The 25,773-nt window shown below is 43.0% G+C and carries 17 protein-coding genes; 9 read left to right on the top strand and 8 right to left on the bottom strand.

Annotated elements, in window-relative coordinates; translation table 11 throughout:
- Positions 1-9: 9 nt before the first annotated feature.
- Positions 10-1,107: an endo-beta-N-acetylglucosaminidase gene (locus tag BacF7301_RS17320; protein ID WP_167964736.1), complete on the top strand. Its 1,098-nt coding sequence runs from the start codon at positions 10-12 to the stop codon at positions 1,105-1,107.
- A gap of 20 nt (positions 1,108-1,127) precedes the next feature.
- Positions 1,128-2,309: a BT_3987 domain-containing protein gene (locus BacF7301_RS17315; protein WP_167964734.1), complete on the top strand. Its 1,182-nt coding sequence runs from the start codon at positions 1,128-1,130 to the stop codon at positions 2,307-2,309.
- 371 nt (positions 2,310-2,680) lie between these two features.
- Here the strand turns inward: BacF7301_RS17315 and BacF7301_RS17310 are convergent, their stop codons facing one another.
- Positions 2,681-3,676 carry a FecR family protein gene (locus tag BacF7301_RS17310; protein WP_167964732.1) on the bottom strand — a complete coding sequence of 332 codons (996 nt, stop codon included), beginning with the start codon at positions 3,674-3,676 and terminating at the stop codon, positions 2,681-2,683.
- 160 nt (positions 3,677-3,836) lie between these two features.
- Between BacF7301_RS17310 and BacF7301_RS17305 the strand changes: the two genes are divergently transcribed.
- Genes BacF7301_RS17305 through BacF7301_RS17285 form a run of 5 tightly spaced genes read left to right on the top strand, consistent with a single transcriptional unit; the run spans position 3,837 to position 12,019 of the window.
- Positions 3,837-4,448, top strand: coding sequence for an RNA polymerase sigma-70 factor (locus BacF7301_RS17305; RefSeq protein WP_167964730.1), 612 nt, complete (start codon positions 3,837-3,839; stop codon positions 4,446-4,448).
- Positions 4,449-4,467: 19 nt separating this feature from the next.
- Positions 4,468-7,638 carry a UvrD-helicase domain-containing protein gene (locus BacF7301_RS17300; protein WP_167964728.1) on the top strand — a complete coding sequence of 1,057 codons (3,171 nt, stop codon included), beginning with the start codon at positions 4,468-4,470 and terminating at the stop codon, positions 7,636-7,638.
- A 14-nt stretch (positions 7,639-7,652) separates the two neighbouring features.
- Positions 7,653-8,279 (top strand): radical SAM protein, encoded by a 627-nt coding sequence (locus tag BacF7301_RS17295; protein WP_167964726.1) that lies wholly within the window; start codon positions 7,653-7,655, stop codon positions 8,277-8,279.
- Positions 8,276-9,121 carry an energy transducer TonB gene (locus BacF7301_RS17290; protein WP_167964723.1) on the top strand — a complete coding sequence of 282 codons (846 nt, stop codon included), beginning with the start codon at positions 8,276-8,278 and terminating at the stop codon, positions 9,119-9,121. The genes BacF7301_RS17295 and BacF7301_RS17290 overlap by 4 nt, the downstream gene beginning before the upstream one ends.
- Positions 9,122-9,151: 30 nt before the next feature.
- The gene (locus BacF7301_RS17285) at positions 9,152-12,019 is read left to right on the top strand and encodes a PD-(D/E)XK nuclease family protein (RefSeq protein ID WP_167964721.1); all 2,868 of its coding nucleotides are present in this window, start codon (positions 9,152-9,154) and stop codon (positions 12,017-12,019) included.
- Between the two features lie 157 nt (positions 12,020-12,176).
- Here BacF7301_RS17285 and BacF7301_RS17280 read toward each other — a convergent pair whose 3' ends face one another.
- Both BacF7301_RS17280 and BacF7301_RS17275 read right to left on the bottom strand, forming a co-directional pair.
- Complete coding sequence (locus BacF7301_RS17280) at positions 12,177-13,310, bottom strand: hybrid sensor histidine kinase/response regulator (RefSeq protein ID WP_167964719.1); 1,134 nt, start codon at positions 13,308-13,310, stop codon at positions 12,177-12,179.
- 31 nt (positions 13,311-13,341) lie between these two features.
- Positions 13,342-14,271, bottom strand: a complete 930-nt coding sequence (locus BacF7301_RS17275) for a UDP-glucuronic acid decarboxylase family protein (protein ID WP_167964717.1) — start codon at positions 14,269-14,271, stop codon at positions 13,342-13,344.
- A gap of 202 nt (positions 14,272-14,473) precedes the next feature.
- Between BacF7301_RS17275 and BacF7301_RS17270 the strand changes: the two genes are divergently transcribed.
- Both BacF7301_RS17270 and BacF7301_RS17265 read left to right on the top strand, forming a co-directional pair.
- Positions 14,474-15,433: a hypothetical protein gene (locus tag BacF7301_RS17270; protein WP_167964715.1), complete on the top strand. Its 960-nt coding sequence runs from the start codon at positions 14,474-14,476 to the stop codon at positions 15,431-15,433.
- Positions 15,434-15,669: 236 nt separating this feature from the next.
- On the top strand, positions 15,670-16,629 hold the full coding sequence (locus tag BacF7301_RS17265) for a hypothetical protein (protein ID WP_167964713.1): 960 nt from the start codon (positions 15,670-15,672) through the stop codon (positions 16,627-16,629).
- 93 nt (positions 16,630-16,722) lie between these two features.
- Here BacF7301_RS17265 and BacF7301_RS17260 read toward each other — a convergent pair whose 3' ends face one another.
- The 5 genes from BacF7301_RS17260 to BacF7301_RS17240 form a co-directional block, all read right to left on the bottom strand.
- Positions 16,723-19,950 carry a fimbrial protein gene (locus BacF7301_RS17260; RefSeq protein WP_167964711.1) on the bottom strand — a complete coding sequence of 1,076 codons (3,228 nt, stop codon included), beginning with the start codon at positions 19,948-19,950 and terminating at the stop codon, positions 16,723-16,725.
- A 44-nt stretch (positions 19,951-19,994) separates the two neighbouring features.
- Positions 19,995-21,602, bottom strand: a complete 1,608-nt coding sequence (locus BacF7301_RS17255) for a fimbrillin family protein (RefSeq protein ID WP_167964709.1) — start codon at positions 21,600-21,602, stop codon at positions 19,995-19,997.
- Positions 21,603-21,642: 40 nt separating this feature from the next.
- On the bottom strand, positions 21,643-22,755 hold the full coding sequence (locus BacF7301_RS17250; protein WP_167964707.1) for a hypothetical protein: 1,113 nt from the start codon (positions 22,753-22,755) through the stop codon (positions 21,643-21,645).
- Positions 22,756-22,757: 2 nt separating this feature from the next.
- The gene (locus BacF7301_RS17245) at positions 22,758-23,756 is read right to left on the bottom strand and encodes a FimB/Mfa2 family fimbrial subunit (protein WP_167964705.1); all 999 of its coding nucleotides are present in this window, start codon (positions 23,754-23,756) and stop codon (positions 22,758-22,760) included.
- A 277-nt stretch (positions 23,757-24,033) separates the two neighbouring features.
- On the bottom strand, positions 24,034-25,749 hold the full coding sequence (locus BacF7301_RS17240; RefSeq protein WP_167964704.1) for an Mfa1 family fimbria major subunit: 1,716 nt from the start codon (positions 25,747-25,749) through the stop codon (positions 24,034-24,036).
- Positions 25,750-25,773 lie beyond the last annotated feature (24 nt).

The raw sequence follows: 25,773 nt of genomic DNA, 5'->3' as shown, positions 1-25,773 counted from the left end.
ATTAATATTATGAGATTACGTAATTATTTATACATTGGTATTGCAGCTTTGAGCTTTGTAGCCTGTTCTGATTGGACAGAGACAGAGCGTGTGACGTTCCCCGAACAAGAAGATATAACACGCCACATCCCTTTTATTGAAGCACAGGGAGAGGAGGATTTAATGCCTTCGCAACGTGAATATTATCGCCAACTCAGAGAGTACCGTAAAACTCCTCATGTGAAGGGTTTCGGCTGGTATGGAAACTGGACCGGTAAAGGTACGAATCCTCAGAATTATCTGAAGATGTTGCCCGATAGTGTAGATTTTGTTTCGCTGTGGGGGGCCAGAGGTTACTTATCTGACGAACAGAAAGCAGACTTGAAATTCTTCCAAGAGGTAAAAGGAGGGAAAGCCCTGCTTTGTTGGATTGTTCAGGATATTGGTTCCGCCATTACTCCACAAGGTAAGGATATGCACCAATACTGGGTAGAAGAACTAGGTGAGGGTGATCCTGTAAAAGGAAGTATCGCTTATGCAAATGCTATTTGTGACACTATTGAAAAATATAATATAGATGGTTTTGATATTGACTACGAACCGGGATATGGACATTCGGGAACCATAGCTAATGGTCAGGAAATAAGTCCGAAAGGTAATACAAAAATGCAAGCCTTTATAGAAACTTTGAGTGCCCGTTTACGTCCTGCAGGCAGAATGCTGGTAATGGATGGGCAACCGGATCTTTTGTCTACAGAAACATCTAAATTAATAGATCATTATATCTATCAGGCTTATTGGGAAAGTAATACAAATAGTGTTATCAGGAAAATCAATCATCCGCATTTAGAGGATTGGGAGCGTAAAACCATTATCACAGCTGAGTTTGAACAAGGTTGGAGAACCGGTGGCATTACCTATTATTCCAGTTCTGTGCGTCCTGAATTCAGGTATATTTATGGGGCACAACTCTTTGATTATGCAACGATGGACTTGCCTAGTGGCAAACGAATCGGTGGCATAGGTACTTATCACATGGAGTATGATTTTGCCAACGAACCTTCTTACAAGTGGTTGAGAACTGCTCTTTATTATGGTAACCAGGTTTATCCCGGCAAATTTGAATAAACTTTTAATCAGAAAGAAAAATGAAAAAAATAGTTATGACTCTGTTCGGTGCATTGCTTCTAGCAGGTTGCCAGAACGAATTATATACGGAATCTCAAAAAGATAACGGAAGCGGTCAAGGTGCATACATTGCCGCTGAGGGTCCTATTCAGATTTTCGTAGAAGAGGGTAGAGAATATTTCATCAAAGATGTGAAAGTCGGATTGACGGTAAAGGAGGACAAAGCATTCGATGTTCCTTTAATCGTTGGTGACCAGACACAACTTGACGAATACAACAAGAAGAATAACACATCCTATCTGATGCTACCGCCCGAAATGTATGAGATGCCGACTGTTATGAACTTCAAACCCAATCTGGCTATGCAGTCCATACCGGTTTCATTGAAAAATCTGAAATTTTCATTGAAAGGAGATTATGCATTGCCTATCCGTTTGTCTAATGGCTCTGCCTCTCCGATTCCGGGTGAAGAAGAAGCGTTGCTTATTCTAGAGAAACGTACGCGTACCAAAGTACTTCTTATGAATGGCTCAGGAAGTGAGAGTGACAAAATGTTCCCACAGGACTTTAAGGTGAAACAATGGACTATGGAAGCTATGGTTAAGCGTTCTGCATACAATGCCAACAATAGGTCTATTGGGGGAACAAAACTGGTTGCCAATGCCGGACCTCATGATGAAATTTACACTCGGTTTGGAGATGTAACCATTGACCCCAATCAATTGCAAATAAAAACGGGTTCTGCCCAAATAGATGTTCCGAAGAATAAATTTGCCGCTAAACCCAATGAATGGTATATGCTTACGTTTGTGTATGACGGTAAAATAACTTATGTGTATGTAAATGGCGATCTGGTAGCATCCAGTGAGATTAGGGACGGAGAGTATGGCCTGATTGGTTTCTGGATAGGGGGCGCCAACGAATATATCCGCGAAGTTCGTTTCTGGGATATCGCACGCACTCAACAGCAAATCAAAGCATTTACTTGGAAAATGGTAAATCCGGACGAAAAAGGATTGTTGCTTTACTATCCGTGTAACGGGCTAAAACGTAATCACGAGACCGGTGAAATCACAGAGGATGATACTATGATATGGAACTGGGCTACTTATTACAACGGCGATAAGGATAATCTGAATCTTCCGATGAAAGGCAGATTTGATGATAACGGTGGCAAAATGTTTGTATTCCCTGCCGAATAATAAAGACTAAGATAGAGAATTAAAATCTCTTAAACCAAGCACATCGTTCAATCAACTGTAGAAAGAGCGATGTGCTTATCTAGGCTCACATTATTTTCATGGGTATTTAACCTATTATTTCAGTTTATCAATTTGAGTGATTTCATACTCGAGCATTTTCATACACGGTTATTAGTTAAATGGAAATTTCTGCACCGATGAATTTGCTTATTTAATTCAAATCCGCACGGTTATGAATAAGACAGTAGAGCTGTTAAATCCCCAAGTATAAAAAGTGCCCCCTTATCTATTTTTATAACAATAAAGGCATGCCAGCTAACCCGACATGCCTTCTATCTCAAACACTCTTTTCTTCTATAAATATCTCCGTTTTATTTCTTCTTTATCAACCGAATCACCCGTCCGTTTTTCTTATAGTTGAAATGATTAGTATGCATCAAAACATTAAGAATTTCATCCGGTGTGCTATCAGTTGAGAATTCACCAGTAAATCGTTCAGTTTTCAGAGCATCATCCTCATAAACAAATTTAATATCATACAACTTCTCCATGACATTGGTAATTTCCAATAGCGAATGTTGCTTGAACATCAGTTTGCCGTTAATCCACAAAAGAACATCCGTAGGTTGGTTATACTCAATCAGTTCAGCCTGATAAGTATCCGTATTCACGTTCAATGTTTGTCCCGGTTTCAGCAAATAGCCATTATCCTCTGTCCGTGGAGAATCCACCCGAACCAATCCTTGAAGCAAAGTAGTCACTACCCTATTCTCTTCTTCGCGTGCCCGCACATTGAATTTAGTCCCCAACACGCATGTCTTGATTTGCTTACTGTTTACTATAAACGGAGCATGCTTATCATGAGCCACCTCAAAATAAGCTTCACCTGACAGGTCAACCTGGCGGTCCGAACTCCAGAAAGAGTTATGATAAACCAATTTTGAAGATGCATTCAGCCATACCTTACTGCCATCCGGGAGTACAGTCTGTGCTCTTTGTCCTGCAACAGTCAGCACCTCATAGTCCGAAAGTTTATTAGATACCAGCCCCCAAGTAAGCCCGCCTGCAAAAACAAGTCCGGCAAGGAAAGCAGCAGCCACAGTACTATAACGTCCCCAACGGATTGACATATTCTTCCGTTTGGCCTTCTTTTCTTTCTCCCGAACAGCCGATTTAAATTTATCTAATGACGCCTCTGTATCTACGGCATTCATCATCGCTACCCGGTCACCTACAAAAAGAGTATAGTATAGCTGTTCCAGAACTTTCCGGTTCTCCGGCGCTTCCTTGCACCAGGCTTCCACCCGTCCGGCTTCCTCGTCATTACATTCACCCCGTAGATAACTCAACAAGAATATTTCATCCATGTCTATTCAATCTTTTTACAATAAAAAATATAATACCTTTGTAGTAATACAGTTGGCTGCACAAATATACTAAACTCAAAAAGAAAAAAATATTTTTCTCCTGTTTTTATTTCTTTTCTCTACTTCTTTCATTATTTTTGTCTTACAAAAGCAAAAGAGAATGTCACAATCTCCAATATTTCTAGATATTAATAACAATAAATCTGTCATCAATGCTCTGAAAGCAGGCGAAGAAAAAGTTTTTGACGCGGTCTACCGTCATTACTTCCGACGATTGTGCGCCTTCTGCTCGCAGTACGTTGCCGAGCAGGAAGAGATTGAGGAAATTGTGCAGGAAACAATGATGTGGTTGTGGGAAAACCGTTCCAGTCTCATGCCGGAACTGACATTGAAAACCCTTCTTTTTACGATAGTCAAAAACAAAGCACTGAACCGTATCTCCCATTTTGAGATTAAACGGAAAGTACATCAGGAAATAGTAGAAAAATACGAAGGTGAATTCAGCAATCCGGATTTCTATTTAGAAAATGAACTCCTGCGACTTTACGAAGAAGCGTTAAAACAACTTCCTGAAGAATATCGGAAAGCATATGAAATGAACCGTAATCATCGTTTAACTCACAAAGAGATAGCCGAAAAACTCAAGGTTTCTCCACAAACTGTCAATTACAGAATCGGGCAGGCTTTGAAGTTACTGCGAGTAGCTTTAAAAGACTATCTGCCTCTATTCATACTTTGTTTCGGAGTTGATTTTCTGAAAAAGTTTTATTAATTCATTCTATTATTAGATAATGAGCGAACTCCTTGTTTATAAAGCCTCTGCAGGTTCGGGAAAAACATTTACCCTGGCTGTAGAATATATTAAGCTACTTATTCTTAATCCACGTGCCTATCGTCAGATTCTGGCTGTAACCTTTACAAACAAAGCCACGGCAGAGATGAAAGAACGCATTCTCAGCCAGCTTTATGGCATCCAGACGAGTGATAAAGATTCCGAAGCCTATCTCAACCGTATCAAGGAAGAGACTGGTAAAACGGAACAGGAAATACGTGAAGCAGCAGGTGTTGCCCTCAGCTATATGTTGCATGATTACAGCCGTTTTCGGGTAGAGACAATCGACTCTTTCTTCCAGTCCGTCATGCGTAACCTGGCACGGGAACTGGAACTCAGTCCGAACCTGAATATAGAACTGAACAACACCGAAGTACTTAGTGATGCAGTAGACAGTATGATTGAAAAGTTAGGTCCTACCTCTCCTGTCCTCGCCTGGTTGTTAGACTATATCAACGAACGGATTGCCGACGATAAACGTTGGAACGTATCGGACGAAGTCAAGAGTTTCGGACGCAATATCTTTGATGAAGGCTATATTGAGAAAGGAGAAAAACTTCGTGAACGACTGCGCAACCCAGGTACTATCAAAGAATACCGTAAACACCTGAAAGCCCTGGAAACCGAGGTCTTGGAACAAATGAAAGGCTTCTACGACCAATTCGAAGGAGAATTGGACAGACACGCATTGGCTGCCGATGACCTGAAAGGTGGCTCACGAGGAATCGGCAGCTACTTCCGTAAACTCAACAATGGAGTTTTAAGCAACGATATACGTAATACCACAGTAGAGAAATGCCTGGAAGATGCCAAGAACTGGGCAACCAAGACTTCACCCCGCTATGCGGACATCATTAACTTGGCCAATTCCAGCCTTATGCAAATTCTGGAAGATGCCGAAAAGTTACGTCCACGAAACAATATGCTGCTGAACAGTTGCCGGCTGTCCCTGCAACATCTCAATAAAGTACAACTTCTCGCCAATATCGATGAAGAAGTACGCCAACTGAACCACGATAACAACCGGTTCCTACTATCAGACACCAACGCCCTACTCCATCAATTAGTAAAAGACGGCGATTCTTCTTTTGTATTCGAAAAGATAGGGACGAATATCCGCAATGTCATGATAGACGAGTTTCAGGATACCAGCCGAATGCAATGGGGCAACTTCAAACTACTTTTACTCGAAGGATTATCCCAAGGGGCAAACAGCCTGATTGTCGGGGACGTGAAGCAATCTATCTACCGTTGGAGAAATGGGGATTGGGGAATTCTCAACGGACTGAACGACCATATCGAACATTTCCCGATTCGTGTCAAGACATTGGCTACCAACCGGCGTAGTGAGACCACTGTCATCCGGTTCAACAACCATATATTCACAGCCGCTGCCGACTATCTGAACGGAGTCTACAAAGAACAGCTGGGCAAAGATTGCGAAGACTTGCAAAAAGCCTATGCCGACGTCGTGCAGGAATCTCCCCGAAGTACAGAAAAGGGATATGTAAAAGTCTCTTTTCTCGAACCCGACGAAGAGCACGACTATACCGAACAGACACTAATCAGCCTGGGAGCAGAAGTAGAACATCTGCTTGCCAACGGTGTACGGCTAAATGACATAACCATCCTTGTACGAAAGAACAAAAGCATCCCACGCATCGCTGATTATTTTGACAAAGAACTGCATTACAAAATAGTATCGGATGAAGCATTCCGCCTGAATGCTTCCTTGGCTATTTGTATGATGATGGATGCTTTGCGCTATCTCTCGGACGAAAATAATAAGATAGCCCGTGCCCAACTGGCAGTAGCCTATCAGAACGAAGTTTTACAAAAAGGGCTGGACTGGAATACCCTCCTGCTTCTTCCTGTCGAAAACTATCTTCCATCCGCATTTTTTGAAAGGATAAAAGAACTGAGGCTAATGCCTCTCTATGAATTGTTAGAAGAACTATTCAGCATCTTCGAGATGAAGAATATCAAGGCCCAGGATGCTTACCTGTTTGCCTTTTTTGATGCAGTAACGGATTACCTGCAAAACAACTCTTCCGAGCTTGACGCATTCATCCGTTATTGGGATGAAACATTATGCAGCAAAACGATTCCAAGCGGAGAGGTAGAAGGTATCCGAATCTTCTCCATACACAAATCCAAAGGATTGGAATTCCACACAGTGCTTCTTCCTTTCTGTGACTGGAAATTAGAGAATGAAACGAATAACCAATTAGTATGGTGCGCCCCTCAGGCAGCCCCCTTCAACGCTTTGGATATTCTTCCTATCAACTACTCCACGCAGATGGCGGAATCCATATATGGAAACGACTATCTGCACGAACGCTTGCAACTATGGGTAGACAACTTAAATTTGCTGTATGTCGCTTTCACCCGGGCAGGAAAGAATCTTATCATCTGGAGCAAAAAAGCCCAGAAAGGTACAATGTCGGAACTACTGGCAAACGCACTCCCTGTCGTAGCGCTCAAAGAAGGGATAGATTGGGAAGAAGACTGTTATGAACAAGGTAAACTCTGCCCTTCGGAAGAAGATAAAGCTAAGACCTCTACCAATAAGCTTACTCAGAAACCGGAAAAGCTACCTGTTCAAATGGAGTCCATGCGCCATGATATTGAATTCCGCCAGTCCAACCGCTCAGCGGACTTCATACAAGGAATTGAAGAAGAGGAATCCGACGACCGTTTTATCAATCGCGGACGTTTGCTGCATACCCTATTCTCCGTTATCGAAACGGCAGAGGATATTGAACCCGCCATTGACCGGCTTATCTTTGAAGGAGTAATCAGAAACGAAGAAAAAGAGGAAATGGCACGTGAAGTCGCACAAAAGGCTTTCTCATCCCCCGAGATACAAGACTGGTATTCAGGAGAATGGACACTGTTCAACGAATGTGCCATCATTTACAAGGAAAAAGGAGTCTTGCAAACTCGCCGTCCCGACCGTGTAATGATGAAAGACGGGCAGGTAGTTGTCGTCGACTTTAAATTCGGCAAAGAGAATCCCAAATACAATAAACAGGTGAAAGGATATATGCAACTGCTCACCAAAATGGGATATAAAAATATCACTGGATATCTGTGGTATGTAGACGAAGAAAGAATAGAAAAAGTATAGATACAGTATAAAGGATGAAAACAGTACCCCTCATAGGCATTGCCCGTCATCGACTTTCCATTGACGGTGAAGGAGTCACAACATTAGTGGCTTTTCACGGTTGTCCGCTACATTGCAAGTACTGTCTCAATCCAACTTGTCTACAACCTGACGGCATTTGGAAGAACTACGACTGCAACCAGCTCTATGAAGAAGTACGTAAAGACGAACTATACTTTCTGGCCAGTCGCGGCGGAGTCACTTTTGGCGGTGGTGAGCCATTGCTGCAAAGCAAGTTTATCCGGCAATTCCGTCAGCTTTGCGGACCGGAATGGAGAATTACCGTCGAGACCTCTCTCAATGTTCCGACGCAAAATATAGAAGAACTTATCACAGTCATTGATAATTATATCATTGACATTAAAGATACCAACAACGATATCTATCAACAATATACAGGTAAAGACAATAAGAATGTATTCTGCAACCTCCGATATTTAATCGAGCATGGTAAAGCAGAGCAAATCATCGTCCGTACCCCGCTCATTCCCCACTACAATACAGAGAATGATATTGAGCATAGCATACAACTCTTGAAAGAAATGGGAATCACCCAATTCGACCGGTTCACTTATAAAACTCCAAAATCCTATCAGCCATGAAACGAGGAAAACAAACCTGCAAGATTCTAAAAGATATCCGCAGACAGATAGCAGAAGCAAATGATATCGAATTCATCACCTCCGAATGCCAATATCAGGGTGATTGTCTGGGTACTTGTCCAAAATGTGAAGCAGAAGTCCGTTATTTGGAACAACAACTCGAACGAAAACGAATAGCTGGGAAAGCAGTCACCGTGCTAGGTATATCCGCAGGATTAGTAGCTATGTCTCCGATGACTTCTTGTACAAACTCTGCCAATAAAGGAACGAATCAAGAAATAATAAACGATACTATCGCCAACGAATGCATGTTTGGAGACGTTATTCCCATTACAGAGGAAGACACAATTGTGGCATCAATTAAAGATACCCCCTCTCCCGTACCGGAAGTTCTTGGAATTATCGAACCTGTAACAGAAGAAGAAGTAATAGAAGGAGAAATAAGAGCAGACACCATCGAGTCCGTTTCTCTCCCCGGATGGATTCCGCCCAAAATCGACGAGATGCCTTCAGAAAATGATACATTGCATGTATCTGCCGTTATGCCCGAATTTCCGGGCGGAATGCAGGAACTCATGTCATTTATAACCAAGAAGATTCAATATCCCAAAGAGATTGCACAAGGAGAGGCAGGTATCCAAGGGCGCGTCATCGTTCAATTTATCGTAGACAAAGACGGCAATATCGTCAATCCTAAAGTTGTGCGTGGTGTAGACCCTTACTTAGATAAAGAAGCTTTACGAGTTGTCAATTCAATGCCTAAATGGAAACCGGGAGAATTGGCTGACGGTACAAAAGTTGCCGTTTATTATACAATTCCAGTCATGTTCCGGCTGCAATAAATACTTTAACCAGAAAACATTTTAAACAATATGCAAACATTTCTCCAACTAGTCGCTCACGATTTATATTCCAAAATAGGAAACGACCTGTCACGTACAGTGCTCGTTTTCCCGAACAAGCGTGCCAACCTGTTTTTCAATGAATACTTGGCAGGAGAATCCGACCAACCAATTTGGGCTCCCGCTGCAATGAGTATCAGCGACCTGTTTCAGAAACTATCCGTACAGAAAACCGGTGACCCTATCCGATTAGTTTGCGAACTTTATAAAGTGTTCAAGGAAGAAACACAAAGCCAGGAGACATTGGATGATTTCTACTTTTGGGGAGAACTGCTTATCAGCGACTTCGATGATGTAGATAAGAACATGGTAGATGCAGACAAACTCTTCAGCAATCTGCAAGACTTGAAGAACCTGATGGATGACTATGACTTTCTGGACAAAGAGCAGGAAGAGGCTATCCGGCAATTCTTCCAGAATTTTTCTATCGAACGCCGGACGGAACTTAAGGAGAAATTTATTTCCCTTTGGGACAAACTAAGCTCTATTTATCATCGCTATCAGGAGAACCTCGCAGAGCTAGGCATTGCCTACGAAGGTATGCTCTACCGGAATGTCATCGAGCAGCTCGATACTGACCGGCTCAAGTATGATAAATATATATTCGTCGGTTTTAATGTACTGAATAAAGTAGAACACCAATTCTTCAAACTGCTGCAAGACGCAGATAAAGCCATGTTCTATTGGGATTATGATATATTCTATACCCAACAAATCAAGAAGCATGAAGCCGGAGAATTCCTTAAACGTAACTTACAGGATTTCCCAAACGAGCTTCCGGATAGTTATTTCGACTCTTTCAAAACACCCAAGAATATACGCTACATTTCCGCATCTACCGAAAATGCACAAGCGCGCTTCCTTCCCGAATGGATACGTACAACCTTCTCTAATAGTGAATGTGAAGAAAAAGAAAATGCAGTAGTACTCTGTAACGAAGCACTGTTACTTCCCGTACTCCACTCCATTCCGCAAGAAGTGAAGAACGTCAATATCACTATGGGATTCCCATTGGCGCAAACTCCCGTATACAGCTTTATCAACGCAGCAATGGAATTGCAGACCAATGGTTATCGTACCGATACCGGACGATTTACCTACGAAGCAGTATCGGCTATATTGAAACATCCCTACACTCAACAACTGTCAACTCATGCCGATTCACTGGAAGATGAACTGACAAAGACAAACCGCTTCTATCCACTCCCTTCGGAATTAAAACAAGATGACTTCCTAGCCAATCTCTTCACTCCCCGCAGCGGCATTAAGGACTTATGCGACTACCTTGTCGGACTAATCAAAGATATCTCCATCCTGTACCGCAAAGAAGGAGAATACAATGACATTTTCAATCAACTTTATAGAGAATCCCTATTCCAGAGCCATCTTAAAATCAACCGTCTCTATAGCCTGATTGAAAGTGGAGAACTGAACGTTCGCACCGACACATTAAAAAGGCTGATTAGCAAAGTACTGACTACCTCGAATATCCCTTTCCACGGCGAACCTGCCATCGGAATGCAAGTGATGGGCGTATTGGAAACGCGTAATCTTGACTTCCGCAACCTTGTGATGCTATCTCTCAATGAAGGACAACTGCCCAAATCCGGTGGAGAATCCTCATTCATCCCATACAATCTTCGAAAGGCTTTCGGCATGACGACCATCGAACACAAAAATGCGGTTTACGCCTACTACTTCTACCGCCTGATACAACGGGCAGAGAATATCACTTTACTCTACAACACCTCTTCAGACGGCTTGAATCGTGGAGAAGAATCCCGTTTCATGCTACAATTATTAGTGGAAGGGCCTCACGAAATCACCCGTGAATATCTGGAAGCCGGACAATCTCCGCAAAGCAATCAAGAGATACAAATCGAGAAGACACCGGAAGTATTAAGACGAATTTACCGTGCTTACGACAGCACCAACCCGAAATCCGTCATTCTTTCCCCTTCCGCCCTTAACGCATACCTCGACTGTCGGCTGAGATTTTACTACCGGTATGTGGCAGGACTAAAGACTCCTGATGAAGTCAGTGCAGAAATCGACTCCGCTCTGTTCGGAACGATTTTCCACCTCTCCGCCCAACTGGCATATACCGAGCTGACAGCCAACGGAAATATGATACAAAAAGAAGACTTGGAACGCTTACTCCGTGATGAGGTCAAACTGCAAAGCTATGTTGACCGGGCATTCAAGAAAGAACTATTCAAGGTAGCTCCTGAAGAAAAACCCGAATACAATGGCGTGCAACTTATCAACTCCAAAGTCATTCTCTCCTATCTGAAACAGTTGTTACGCAATGACCTTCAATATACCCCTTTTGAAATGATCGCCATGGAAGAGAAAGTTTCAGAAGAAATAACTATCCGCACCGGACAAGGCCCGTTCACTCTCCGTTTGGGTGGAACGATAGACCGCATGGACGCTAAGGAAGGAACTTTGAGAATCGTTGATTACAAAACCGGCGGAAGCCCCAAAACACCAGCCAATATAGAGCAGTTGTTTACCCCTTCGGAAACACGTCCGAATTATATCTTCCAGACATTTCTCTATGCTGCCATTATGAGCCGGAAACAATCGCTGATGGTAGCTCCTGCCCTACTCTATATCCACCGCGCAGCATCGGAAAGTTATTCGCCCGTTATTGAAATGGGAGAACCCCGCAAACCGAAAATGCCGGTAAATAACTTCGCCTTTTTTGAGGACGAATTCCGCGAACGCCTGCAAGCACTATTAGAAGAGATTTTCGATGAGAAAGAAGCTTTTACGCAAACCGAAGATATAAAGAAATGTTCGTACTGCGACTTTAAGGCAATCTGTAAACGATAGATTATTTTCAGAATATAATTTGGGCACGGATTACACGAATTTCACGGTTTTTCCAATTATCTTATAAACCGTGTAATTCGTGTAATCCGTGCCTGAATTATAATATATAAAGAAGTCTCAAAGCATCATCTCTCAACAGAGAAATACGTTGAAACTATTATTTTTCCAGCAACGGAATAGAGAAGCTAAATGTAGAACCTTCTCCCTTCTTCGAGGTAAACCAAAGTTTACCGCCATTCTTGACAACAAAGTCCTGACACAGCAACAGTCCGAGTCCCGAACCTTCCTCATTATTCGTACCGAAAGTACTGAAATGAGTATCCGTATGCAACAACTTCTTCTGATTTTCTTCGTCGATACCGCACCCGCTATCTTTCACGCTTACAATAGCCATACTGTCTTCCTCAGTTAGCGATACCACCACTTCCGAGCCTTCATTACTGAACTTGATAGCATTACTTATCAAGTTACGAATCACCGTCTTAATCATATCAATATCAGCACGTACAGCTACGTCCGTCACTGGCACATCCTGTACGATCTTAATATTTTTCAAGCTGGCTACCATCGTGAAGATTTCACTCACTCCTTCTACGACCTCTACCATATTAATATCCTGATAAACCACCTTCAACTTACCAATCTGGCTCTTCGTCCATTTCAGCAAGTTATCGAGCAATGAGAACACATCTTCAGTCGTTTGATTAGCCATTGTCAGCAGTTCGTACATTTCATCACCGATAGTATCACTCGGAAGATTCAGAATCAGCATATTCAGCACCATCTTGATAGAACCCATTGGAGAGCGCAAGTCATGTGCAATCACAGAATATAGTTTATCACGTCCCATGATTGTCTTTCGCAACTCTTCCGTTTGTGCCACGATAATCCGCTTCGCCGCAACCAGTGAAATCTGGTGTGTCACACGAATAATCAGTTCTTCTTTATTGAATGGCTTTGATATAAAGTCATTTCCACCCACCTGAAATCCTTTCACGATATCCGCGGTGCTATTAAGTGCAGTAAGAAAAATAATAGGAATTTCAGCCATTTCTGAATCAGCCTTCATTTGCTGTGCTACTTCGAAGCCACTTATATCGGGCATCATGACGTCCAGCAATACAAGATCCGGTTTTTCCTTCTTTACCTGCTCCAATGCTTGTGTGCCATTGCCAGCCGTCACAATATTGAATTTCTCATTGGTCAAAAGTACCTTCAGTAAAAGCACGTTTGAGATCACATCGTCCACAATGAGTACTTTATATTCAGAAGGATTAATTTCCATATTCATAATAATCGCGTTATAATAGTTTTTTTACACATCAAACATTTTTAAAATACTCAATCATACGCTTCAACCCATCTTCCAGTTCGATGGTAGGCTCCCAATCAAGTTTTTCTTTTGCCAGCGTAATGTCCGGCTGGCGTTGTTTCGGATCATCGTCCGGCAAAGGCTTAAATACTATTTTCGAAGACGAACCGGTCATGCTGATTATCCTTTGCGCCAAATCAAGAACCGGGAACTCATTCGGATTACCGAGATTCACAGGCCCTGTGAAATCATCTTCCGTATCCATCATTCGTATCATCCCTTCAATTAAATCATCAATATACTGGAAACTGCGTGTTTGCTTCCCATCCCCATATATGGTTATATCTTCATCATTCAATGCTTGCAGAATAAAATTAGAAACCACACGCCCGTCATTCGGCAACATACGCGGGCCGTACGTATTAAAAATACGGATTATCTTCACGCGAACATCGTTCTGACGATGATAATCCATAAACAAAGTTTCCGCACAGCGTTTTCCTTCATCATAACAGGAGCGGTAACCCACCGGATTCACGTTTCCCCAATAACTTTCCGGTTGCGGATGCACAATGGGGTCTCCGTACACTTCACTGGTAGAAGCCTGCAATATTTTGGCATTCAATCTCATTGCCAATCCCAGCATATTAATAGCTCCCATTACAGATGTTTTAGCCGTCTGAATCGGATCATGTTGATAATGGATAGGAGATGCAGGACAAGCTAGATTGTATATCTCATCTACCTCGGCAGAATAGGGATAAGTAACATCATGTCTCACTACCTCAAAATGATGATTATTCATTAAATGAGCAATATTATCTTTCGATCCCGTAAAAAAATTATCAAGGCATATCACTTCGTGACCGTCGTTTATAAGCCGTGTACAAAGATGTGAGCCTATAAAACCGGCTCCCCCACTTACCAATATTCTTTTCATTATTCGTTTTTTCTATTGTTTACTAAAGAGACACTGCCTCTCCGTTTTGTTTATGGTCACAAATGTAACCGATTTGCTTTATATATACAATTTTTCGGAAAGGATATTTTCCAAAAAAGAAGAATTAAATAGTTCCACATTCTGAAACAACTTGCCACTGACAAATGTTTATAATAGAAAAGTATTATTTATTAGAACTATTATGATGACAAATAATCCAAATGCAAACCTTATAGAAGCGATGAAGGAAAAGCTTCCGCTCAAAGGGCAACTGGCAGATATGTTGATGGACACGCTATACATAGGAAAAGAGGCAGTATATAGAAGATTGCGCGGTGAAGTGCCTTTCACCTTGCAAGAGTCGGCTCTTGTTTCCAGAAAACTGGGTATATCACTAGACAAGATTATAGGGCTGAGTTTCAAATCGAACGCCATGTTCAATATAAACATTGTAGATTATGACGACCCGTTCGAGAGTTACTACAATATCTTGGAAAAATATGTCACGCTGGTCAACACAATGCCGGACGACCCGAACTCCACCATGGGAACTTCCGCCAACATTATTCCCCAGACTCTCTATCTGAAACATGAGCTTCTGGCAAAATTCCGTTTATTCAAATGGATGTACCAGAATAAATATATTGATTGCAAGAGTTTCGAAGAATTGGAGATTCCCCCGAAACTGGTCAATATCCAGAAAGACTATGTAGGAATGACACGTCATATCCACTCCATAGACTATATATGGGACAATATGATTTTCCAGCATCTCATTAACGATATCCAATACTTCGCCAGCATCCATCTCATTTCGGACGAAACGAAAGAAGAAATCAAAAAAGAATTATTCTTATTGGCGGACGAACTGGAAGAACTGGCTATCAATGGCAAGACAGCCGATGGCAATCGTGTACGCATCTATGTGTCGAATATCAACTTCGAGGCAACATACAGCTATATAGACATTAATAATCTGCAACTGAGTCTGATACGTATTTATTCCATCAACTCTATTACCACGATGGACAACGAAATATTCTGTACCCTGAAAGAATGGATCCAGTCCCTGAAAAAGTTCTCTACTTTGATATCCGAAAGCGGCGAAATGCAGCGTATTCAATTCTTCAAGCAACAGCGAGAAATTATTGATGCTCTTTAATTTTAGTTTCGTAGATTAAAACTCTAAAAAAAATCCAGTTCCAATAAACGAAAGTAGATAAGATTCTTATCTACTTTTTTTCATTCCCTGTTCCCGCCACCCCCGCTTGATTCCCAATCAGAAAAAGACATACACATTCATCCCTGTTTTCCCACACAAATCTTTCAAACACAAGACGTAATTTTGCATAGAATGTATCACAGAGATTATTAACATTAAAATTAAAGGAACAAACAATGAAAAATGGTATTCTAAACGAATTAATATCTACAATGAGGGAACGGATTCCTCAAGATATGAACTTGGCCAATACTTTGGCTGACATTTTGTGTATGGGAAAGGAAGCTGTTTATCGTAGATTGAGAGGTGAGGTATCTTTTACAATAGACGAGGTGGCGCTACTTTCTCAAAAACTCGGTATTTCTATCGACCAGGTTGTCGGCAGCCATGTATCCAACAAAGTCACTTTCGACCTGAACCTACTTCATGCTACCAGTGCGCTGGAAAGCTATTACGAAATAGTCAACCGTTATCTGCAAATTTTCGACTATGTGAAAACAGATAATACAACGGAGGTGTATACTGCATCCAATTCCCTTCCCTTTACACTTTATTCTTCCTATGAGAATTTGTCTAAATTCCGTCTTTGCCGATGGATGTATCAGAACGGAGATATAAAGACGCCACATTCTTTGGAAGAGATGTATGTGGACGACCGGATCGTCAATGTACATAAGAAGCTGAGTGAAAGTATAAGACAGTGTCCAAAAACGTTTTTCATCTGGGACACAAATATCTTTTATTCTTTTGTGAAGGAAATCAAGTACTTTGCCAGTCTGAACCTGATAAGCAAAGACGATGTCATGCATTTGAAGGAAGAGCTTCTTCAGTTACTTGGCGTGGTAGAACATCTGTCCATAAAGGGAGAGTTCAGCGAAAACAAGAAAGTATCTTTCTATCTGTCCAATATCAGTTTCGAAGCCACTTACAGTTATATCGAGAAACATGATTACCAAGTCAGCCTACTGCGAGTATATTCTATCAATTCGATGGATTCGCAAAGCTCGTATATCTGCCAGATGCAACGCAATTGGATTCAATCGTTGAAGCGTCACTCTATTCTGGTTTCAGAAAGTGGAGAAGCACAGCGTATTGCTTTCTTGCAAAAGCAATTGGAAGTTATCAATACGTTGTAAACAATTGTAAATTTTAGGATATAAAGGAAAGGGGAAAAGACGAGCTGTATCAGAATGAAGACAAACAATATTCTGATACAGCTCGTTTAGCTTTTATTCTATTGTGCGCACACAACGATACCAAGCCCAATCTGTAGATTCTGCCGTAGTCCATGCGCCGAATTCACCATTATTATGTCCGACCACCCAATAGCCGCCATCGCGTGAAGTCAATGTCCAATGCACAGCGCTAATCTTCTCGAATCCGCTCCCTGTCCAAGTAGTTGAACTACCGAAACCTTGGTTTTTGATACTGGTAACGGTCCCTCCCATACTGAGTACCAAATACATCTCACGCTGGGTAGGCAGACGCCAACCACTCCCTTTGCTTTCGCATGCCGCTTTTGCTTCCGACCAAGTTTTACCATTACTGCTGGTATTTTCAATCTGAAACTTAGGAGCAATCTTATTCATCGCGTCACTTGTACCCGGAGTTTCACCTGAAGCAAATAACACCGAAGGATCTGTTCCTCCACTGCCATCGCGAGAGACAATAGTGACCCCTGAGGATTCTACCGTCAGATAAGGGTACTTCTTTCCGCTATTTGCATTATTCCTCACGCAACGGAAATAATTATTATTACTAACAGGTGCGGAATCCAGATAACCTGCCGACATTTCCATCCAAAAACGGGTAGCAGAGCCTTTAGCCTCATAGTATGATGAAGTCCAGTAATTACCAGTCCAGTTTTGATACCACCCATATATATTCTGGCTGTCATGATTATTATAATTCTCCGCATTGCCACCCAAAGCATTTTCATAAGCGAATGACAGCAACAGTTCACTGGCAGTAGGCAGACGCCAACCATCGCCTATATTCCTACAGATATCCTCCGCATCGGCTACATTTTCCAACCGCCCCACACTTTGTTTCGTTTCGCCTATTTCCTTATAATATAGCCTGTTATCAAACCGAAGCGGATAAAGATAGAAAAGAGGTTCCCCGGCAGTTGTGTAAGATTTCGTTTCGGACACCATTTGAAGGTCAATCGTACGATAAAACGGGAATTCTTCATCCGCAACGGTATGCATTACATTTCTGAACGTGATTCTTATCGTTCCGCTTTTTCCCTCTTTCCACTTGCCGGGGTGAAGCTTCAGCCTAAAATCGTATCCGTGGCCAACCACATCATTCCCCTTGCCGTCATCATAGCCTATGATAGACTCAAGATACATCTTGTCGTCCGCATTCTTTCTGCCTATAATTACATCATTATCCGAATCGGTCCGAATCAGTCCGGTGCCATCATCGTTCGTTATATTCAATTCCTCAATATCCATAATTTCCCAATTATTATTGACAAACAATTGCAAGTATTGTTCCGCACCCAGATTGACTTTATAAGTACGGCTATTGACTGTAGTGGGAATATATCGGAATGAGAATTCCAACTCCCCTTGATTGATGGGAAATTGTACATGAGTGAGGTATCCCTCCTTATCGTACAGCCCGAATAAGATGAAGTCCCAACGCCACCACCAGCCTGCACCATCTTCAACAGTACCATCACCTGCTCTTCGCGGATTAGGCTGTATGGTAAACGCCTGCACCCTTTCACTGAATGGTACCGTATTCGTCCTGTCTAATTGCGGAATTAAACCGCCGGCATTGTATTGGATCATACCGATATCGTTAGAGTCAAAAAGTTTACCTTCTATCTTATCCACGGAAAACATGACATACACCGTCTGCGGTTCAAGAGGGAGTTCGTCACCATCGGGATTTCTAATCGGGAAAAAAAGACCTCTCTCCAACACATTTCCGTATGCATCGACAAATTTGATAATTCCCGGATCTATCGTATACTGCGTCACTTCAATATTGTGAGTCAAGCGCCCTGCCGTCAACGTAACAGTAGCCTTACGCTCAACACCTATAGTTTCATTATTAAAATAAGGAATCTTCAATTTGAATTGGGTATCATCGTTCGCTACGCCCGACGCCGCATCGACTCCACCTTCAAATTTGAGCCAGTCGCTCCCTGCAGTAACGGTGGCCTTCCAACCGCCGGGACTGTCAGTAAAAACGTCTATGGCATAACTATTATTCTGGTATTGAGTTACAGCGACCTCCGATTCACCCACTCCGAGCATATATTGCCCATTGTAGACTACATCTTTGACCTTATCACGGTCATAGTGTATCAATCGGAATTTCAGATTGGACATGACTGTATAGGATTCCAATGCCTCTCTAAAACTTGCATAACCGATTCCCAACGCTTTAGTAATGGTAATGATATATTTATGGTTTCGCTTCAAAGGTAAATATTCCACCTGCTCTCCTGTATTTCCGGTTTTGGTGAAATCCACCCGGTAAAATGTCGATTCACCAGTACCGATCCTTCCTTTTACAATCAGGCAAGTAGCATCCTTACGGCTCGCTTCTCCGTCTTGTCCCGCACCACCGGCATCCTCTGCCGCCATGGATTCAAAGGTATAAATCTCCCCATCGTAGGGTGTGTTACCCTTTACGGAATAAAGGATTGCATCCCCCTCTTCCGTCATTTTACCACTGTTCGCGGGGAGAACCGGAGTATCCGGAGCCGGGTCAGTAACCTGCCCGTTCGTGTTCCATGCCGGAGCAATGTATCCGGTGGTATTGTAATTGGCCAGGTAAACCTCTTCGACCGTGAAATTCGAAGTGGCACTGTTATTATGGATATCGATACGCGCCAGCATACGTTTCATATTTATGCCGGTTATCGGCTCCATCGAAGGAGTGATTTTGCTTATTACCTTCTCCCCGTACATCGGAATCCGCGTATATCCACCAGTCGTCGAGCCGTCTGCCAGCCATTTGCCGGTCTGGGCGTGGAGCATCTTTTCCATTGCCTCAACCTTGGTGGTCATTCCCTTCTTGAAGCCTGACGCAATATTATCAAGTTCCTTATTCGCCACAACCACAATGCAGGTAGATGCGGTGGTGAAAGGAAGCTTGGCAGAGAAACTCACAGTGGAATTGTCAGCTAAGTCCTGAGTGACTCCTGTAGCGGTGACCCATTCCAAGTATACCGCCGGTGTTTTTGACGCATCAAAAACAAGAATATCCACCGTTTTTATTTCGTCTTCTTTCTTTGCTGTTCCCGTTCCGGTCATCGTACGCGAAGATACGGACGGAAGATTTACATCGGGAACCGTTAATGTAAACCGGATACCATTTCCTGCCGGAGAAGGTGTCGACCCTAATTCTTCCTGTACGCATCCGGTAAGCCATACCGTCATCAACAGAACAGACAAAAGACAGCACTTTCTTATGATTGAAATCCCATATTGCATATTTCTATTTCCTTTCCTTAAACTTTAATATTGCATATTCGCCATTATGGCGCGGTCAATATCACCGCTATTGGCAAATTATCACCATTCGTATTGGTTAGTGTGAGTGTAGCTGTATCACCGGACATGGCATCAGCTCTGAAGTAGAAGTAAACCGCATCACCGCTCACGCCACTTGTTTCGAGCATTGTCTCACTGTTAAGCAGAATTTTATCCGGGTCCTGTATCTGGGTTATCTTCCACTCCCACGTTCCCGGATTGCCCGAAGTAAAGACAAGCTTGCGACGTTGCATATTTCCGGTTCCAACATCGCTACCATCCAATTCTACGTTCGAGGTCAACCACTCTCCGTCTTCTCCCCACTGACTCAACAGTACACGGTGTCGCAGATTACCGGCATTGATATAAAAGCCTGTTTCCCGCTTACTTCCGGTTCCGGAATTAAATCCGGGCATCACAACCTGGATATTATAGGTATATACACCTCCCGAAAGGGATGTCTGCGTCATATTAACCGTTGGCCACGTATCCATAGTACTTTTGTTTAATGACGCACCCGGCAGATAGCCCGTATCCGGATTGGCATCATAATTCGTTTTCGCTTCTATATTGACAGTGACACCATCACCAGCCGTCTGTACCTTGGTCTGCGATAACTTGAGATAATACTGTTTGTCGAAAATCACATTCACCGGGCTTTCCGTCCATTCAAGCGGGGTGGCTGAAAGCTGATAGGTTTCGTTGGATATCGTAAGATTGTAGTTGATATACTCGCCTGACTCCCAGGAGTGCGGGTTCTTGGCGATAATATCACTAAACAGGAATTCCCGGTCGCCAAAGTTGGTGGTGACAACGATTTTGGCGGTTGCGGAAAAAGCGTCGGTTGGCAGCATGAGGAATGTATCTCCCAGCAAGGTGGCATCTTCGGTCACCGTTTTGTTATCGGTGGGAGTAGAAGCGACCTTTCCGGTGGCGACATCGCTCCAGACAAACTTCGGTTTGCCGTTTTTCGTCGTGATGGTTGGAATTTCAGTCATGGCAAGTTTACCGCTTTTTCCCACATTCTGGAATTCTATTTTCTCGATAGTCACCTCATCCGGTACAGGAGCTACTTTCTTGAATGTAAAGGTAACCTTGGTCAATGTGTGGTAGAAGTGTATATTCACACCTTCAACCCATACAGGGCCCGATATAGCCGCCAGTACATCGACATGATTGGCTGCGGACGCATTCGCTGTATAATTCAGCACCATTTCTCCGGGATCAGTGAAACTCGCAGTAGGCGCATTCACATCACTGTACGGATACCAGGCGAAGAACCTCATGCTTGCATTCAACAATCCGGGCCAATATTGCAATGGCGAGATGGTGGCTGTCAAGTCGGCGTTAACCGTAGCACTTGCATTGAAGTATGGTTGGGGAACGGAAGCATCGGGAGTCAGTGAGCCGTAAAGACCGAAAGTCTCTTCTTTAAGATCGGTATTCGAAGAGATTGCCGCACCACGAGTGTAGACATAGCCGCCCTCTCCGATACGTTGCACAACAATTAATTCCTTATCACACGTCATCTCTTCTCTGACACACGAAAAGAGGACAGTCGAAAGGACAGCCATTGCCATAATCATCCTAATATTATTTATAGTCTTTATCATCTTACTTCTTTTCCGAAATTAAAATAATCAGCGAAAGATATTACAAGCCCATATCCAGATCAATGTCTTGTCTTTCACCCCAATCTTCCACGCTTATCGTCAGTATCTGAATACCTATTTTTCCTACGCGTGCCGTTACCTGATACACGTTGTTCCGACGGATCTCCGTAAAAGGTTGCGCTGTCGGACTGCCTGTGCCGTCAACCTTCGTTACGGTTTCAATTACTTTCTCGGTTATTCCGGTGACGTCCGAAGGCCCTTTCGGGACATTAGCCATACTGATAGACAGTCGGTCGGAATAATCCGACTTGAATAGACGTTCGGCTGTGTAGAACGAGCAAAGCAACTTCCGGTTTTCAGCTCCGGAAGCCGATGAATATGCCCAAGTTTCTGTAGTCTCAGCCGTCCAGCTATGCGTTAACAATTTGCTTTCCGACACGTCTTCCTTCACTTTACCGTAGTTTTTTGAAGGGTCGGCGTTATCACGCGTGCCGTTGTCCACGTTTCCCATCACGAAATAGCTATCATGGGAGAAATTGTGCAAGGTTACACTGGTGCTTCCGGCAGTATATCCGGTCACCGCCCCGCCGTCTATAGCTTCGATAAAGACATCTACCCGGGCTACGGCACGTTCGATAACCATTTGCACTGTTTTGGTTTCATCAGGTGCTATGGATATATCCCGGATCACTCCTGTCATAGGCATTCCGGTTGTCGAAATGATCTGTCCGTCACCATTCAAAATGTCGGAGATATCGTAAATCATCTCTTGCAACGTCAAAAGATTGGCTATACCGTCAAGTTTGCTTGTGAGACTCTGCGGTTCGTTGGCAATAACTACAACCAGGATATCATTGCTGGACGTCACTTCGAGAAGTTGCGCATCTATATCAGTAGCTGTCTCCGGAGTACTCAACAAGATGTGTTCATTTACATCCAGCCTCACGCCACCGGGCGTGCTGCCGAATACGATAAACCGCATGGAGTTTATCTTCTCCTGTTGTTCCACATCCCCGTTGTTCACCAAGTCGATGCTAAGTTGCGCCCGAGTAGTATGGGCAGGCAACTCATAAGCCACATCAGCTTCTCTACTACATGAGAACAAAAGGATGGTGGATGCCAGACAAATGATATGTAATAGCTTTTTTCTCATTCTTAAACTTCCATCCCGTGGAGCCAATGAATCCAGGTCCCCACGACAATACCAATTTGAAGGAATCCTCCTCCGGGTTTTTCAACAACTGTAAATATCAGGTTCCATTCACTCTGCCTGTCAAGATATTCCTGAAAGGGAAGTTCCGTCCCGTCGTAACGGGAAACCGGCCGGGCAATGCTCAAGAGTGTCATCAGATTGTAGCTCCAAACTTCGGCTTCGGTATCCGCATCCCTTATAATAAACTTATAATCCCATCCGCTCCTGTTGAGCAAACGCATCGTGTTCAGGCGTGCGGACATAACCACGTCGGGTATTTCACCCGGACCTGTATAATAAGGTACATAAGTAACCGGCCCTTGTCCTGCGGGTTCGTTTTCCCAGGAATAAACCGCATTTTCCGGCGCCTGAATTTCAAATGTATATTGTGTGCCATCCACTTTATTTTCCTCATATCCCATTAACGCGAGATTAAAACGATTGGTGTCGCGTATCAGGTTCACCGGATAAATTTTATGATCGGTATTGGATGGCAGGTGGTCCACTTTCACAACTTCTCCGAAGTAAAGATGCTGAAACTCGAAATTAACAACATTCGTCTCCCGCTTCAGGGACACAATGACCTGTTGGAGAGTGGTTGTTCCCGGTGCCAGTTCATTACCTGCATTGTCCGAAAGCCGGAATTTGTCAGACAGACTTCCGACGGTCAGTACTTTATAACTTCCGAAATCGAGCTCGTCGGTCAACGACATCCGGTTTCCACCCACCAGCTCAGCAACCCCGGCACTTTTGGTGAAGAGTAATTTATCATCGCTGTCGAACACAAGTACATCCACCGATTTAACCTGCGGATTAAATGCATCCGCATATTCCATATTGTAGTCGAATACAAATTCCAACCAAAGTTCGCACCGTGGCAAGTCTTCGCGTATACTGTCGCACGAAGCCATACATAGCATCGAAGCAACGATAAGGAACAGCGATTTAGTTTTTCCGAACATATCTTTTTTTTTTAGGAGGCAACCCTATCGGTTTGCCATTTTATATTGTCAGAGATTTCTATTTAGTAACCTCCGGTTATTTCCTCTTCTTGGGGCGCGCTTTGCATTTCATTGCATCTCGGATGCGCCGGTATATTTCAGTGCTGTTTTTGGGAAGCCTGTCACCGGCTTGTTTTTACTTTTTTCGGCGGTCTGTTCCGCACGGAATACCTATTTTAAAAAAGTACAGGGCAGGCAGTCCGCACTGCCCTGTTTTCTTTGAAAGTAAAGAGTTTATTTAGATTTCGAAATTTGTAGTCCAGTATATCCACGGAGCAACTTTAATCTCAAAGTGGAGATAAGCACCTTTCTTATCGATATCTTCTTCTTCATCCGGATCTTCAGGACCACCACCAGGATACCACGGTGTACCGTTACCATTCACCTTTGTCAGTGTAAGTGTATAATAGTTATTACGCACTACACCGTATTTTCCATACTCCATGTAAGAATTGGCTGCATTGTCATGACGAATCTCATAGTAGTAATAGTTGAGACTCTTTGGATACCAATAGATGCAACCTTCTTCTTTGCACAGTTCACCGCCATTCTTAATATTGTTGTCGTCAAGAATAGTCTGTGTAAGAAGAGCAAAACTACCCGGATCATTGGTGGTAAGTTCAGATTTTATCTGGTTATAGAATAGTTCGCATGCTGTAACCAAGAGTTTTTCCTGGGCGGTCATAGGGTCTGAGTTTGTTTCTTTAGCTTTAGCAGGTGTATAAGCAGCCAGCAAGTCATCAAAACTTTTGAAGTTTACAGAGTTAGTACCGTTAGGAAGACGATACCAGTCATCTCCTAAAGTAAATTCACCAGCCTTCCAAGGTGCATACTGTCCCTTAAGTACCAGACGCGTAGCCGCACCGAACTTCTGATATCCTGCGGCCATCGTATTCTCGATACAGTATTTGTAATTATCACCCGCCTTCGCACTTTCAGTAACCCATTCTACCTTAGGTTCGCGAGTAGTAGCATCGAGTGTATTCTTAACAATGCCTGTAAGATATTCACTTCCACCTGCAGTCGTAAAGTTCGGGTCGACTGTATAGAAGTTACTTTTGTAGAATCCGGTAGTATGAGACGACTCTGTGGTAGTCTTCTTTGCAAAAGGAAAGAACAGGGAGTTGTAGTAGTCTATAGTCCAATTTCCAAAATCAAACTGTCCAAGACTTTCATTTGTTACATCTGCAAAAGGTCCTACTTCTAATGAACCGCCAATCATAACCTCCAATTTTGCAGCAAGGCGTTCTATCTCAAGAGTAGCCGGATTACTTTTCGCCGCATTCTGAGCTTGCGCTTCCGATTTATAGTCGCTGACCAAAACAATCTTGTCCGATACATCAAGCAGACATTCATCTTCCCACGCATGATTGTCTGGATTTGCATCGGAATCATCGTAGAATCCGACATTAATCATTGCACAACCATTGGAGTGCACTACTTCTTCTACCAGATAAGCATTGTTGGGCTTAGTATTGTTTTCAGGAACTGTAATCATTCCATTGATGGTAGTATAGGTTGCACCCGCTGCAATAGCATCCAGACGACTCTTTAATACGAAACCCGGATTGGCAACAACAAGCAGATACTTAGTATCCGTACCCACCTTAATCGGAGTATTCGGAGTCGTAACTCCACTATTTGTCCCGAAAGAACTTGCTCCCAACACCGTGGCATACTTAGTTGCATCTTCATCTTTAGTCACCACCTTACTCGCATTGAACGTAATCACATAGAGCTCATTAATCTTGCTTTCCGCCTCCAAAGCCGTCTGTTCGCCAGAAGCACGTGAACCTAGCACTTTTGGATTAGTCAGACTAATTGATACATAAGCTACATCATAACCTGATGATCCCCCCTCAACCCCGGGATTTTCCTCCAGGTTCTCATTTGAACAACTTGCCAATGCCACAACGGCCAGCAACGAAACTAAAATTGATTTAATCTTTAGCATAATACAAAAAAAATTTAGAATTAA

Source organism: Bacteroides faecium, from assembly GCF_012113595.1.
GTDB classification, from domain to species: domain Bacteria; phylum Bacteroidota; class Bacteroidia; order Bacteroidales; family Bacteroidaceae; genus Bacteroides; species Bacteroides faecium.
Note: the sequence above shows the minus strand (reverse complement) of the source record. Positions and strands in the feature narration are given on the sequence as shown.

Coding starts and splice junctions, on each gene's coding strand:
- BacF7301_RS17320 (WP_167964736.1), top strand. CDS start 10: ATGAGATTACGTAATTATTTATACATTGGTATTGCAGCTTTGAGCTTT.
- BacF7301_RS17315 (WP_167964734.1), top strand. CDS start 1,128: ATGAAAAAAATAGTTATGACTCTGTTCGGTGCATTGCTTCTAGCAGGT.
- BacF7301_RS17310 (WP_167964732.1), bottom strand. CDS start 3,676: ATGGATGAAATATTCTTGTTGAGTTATCTACGGGGTGAATGTAATGAC.
- BacF7301_RS17305 (WP_167964730.1), top strand. CDS start 3,837: ATGTCACAATCTCCAATATTTCTAGATATTAATAACAATAAATCTGTC.
- BacF7301_RS17300 (WP_167964728.1), top strand. CDS start 4,468: ATGAGCGAACTCCTTGTTTATAAAGCCTCTGCAGGTTCGGGAAAAACA.
- BacF7301_RS17295 (WP_167964726.1), top strand. CDS start 7,653: ATGAAAACAGTACCCCTCATAGGCATTGCCCGTCATCGACTTTCCATT.
- BacF7301_RS17290 (WP_167964723.1), top strand. CDS start 8,276: ATGAAACGAGGAAAACAAACCTGCAAGATTCTAAAAGATATCCGCAGA.
- BacF7301_RS17285 (WP_167964721.1), top strand. CDS start 9,152: ATGCAAACATTTCTCCAACTAGTCGCTCACGATTTATATTCCAAAATA.
- BacF7301_RS17280 (WP_167964719.1), bottom strand. CDS start 13,310: ATGAATATGGAAATTAATCCTTCTGAATATAAAGTACTCATTGTGGAC.
- BacF7301_RS17275 (WP_167964717.1), bottom strand. CDS start 14,271: ATGAAAAGAATATTGGTAAGTGGGGGAGCCGGTTTTATAGGCTCACAT.
- BacF7301_RS17270 (WP_167964715.1), top strand. CDS start 14,474: ATGATGACAAATAATCCAAATGCAAACCTTATAGAAGCGATGAAGGAA.
- BacF7301_RS17265 (WP_167964713.1), top strand. CDS start 15,670: ATGAAAAATGGTATTCTAAACGAATTAATATCTACAATGAGGGAACGG.
- BacF7301_RS17260 (WP_167964711.1), bottom strand. CDS start 19,950: ATGCAATATGGGATTTCAATCATAAGAAAGTGCTGTCTTTTGTCTGTT.
- BacF7301_RS17255 (WP_167964709.1), bottom strand. CDS start 21,602: ATGATAAAGACTATAAATAATATTAGGATGATTATGGCAATGGCTGTC.
- BacF7301_RS17250 (WP_167964707.1), bottom strand. CDS start 22,755: ATGAGAAAAAAGCTATTACATATCATTTGTCTGGCATCCACCATCCTT.
- BacF7301_RS17245 (WP_167964705.1), bottom strand. CDS start 23,756: ATGTTCGGAAAAACTAAATCGCTGTTCCTTATCGTTGCTTCGATGCTA.
- BacF7301_RS17240 (WP_167964704.1), bottom strand. CDS start 25,749: ATGCTAAAGATTAAATCAATTTTAGTTTCGTTGCTGGCCGTTGTGGCA.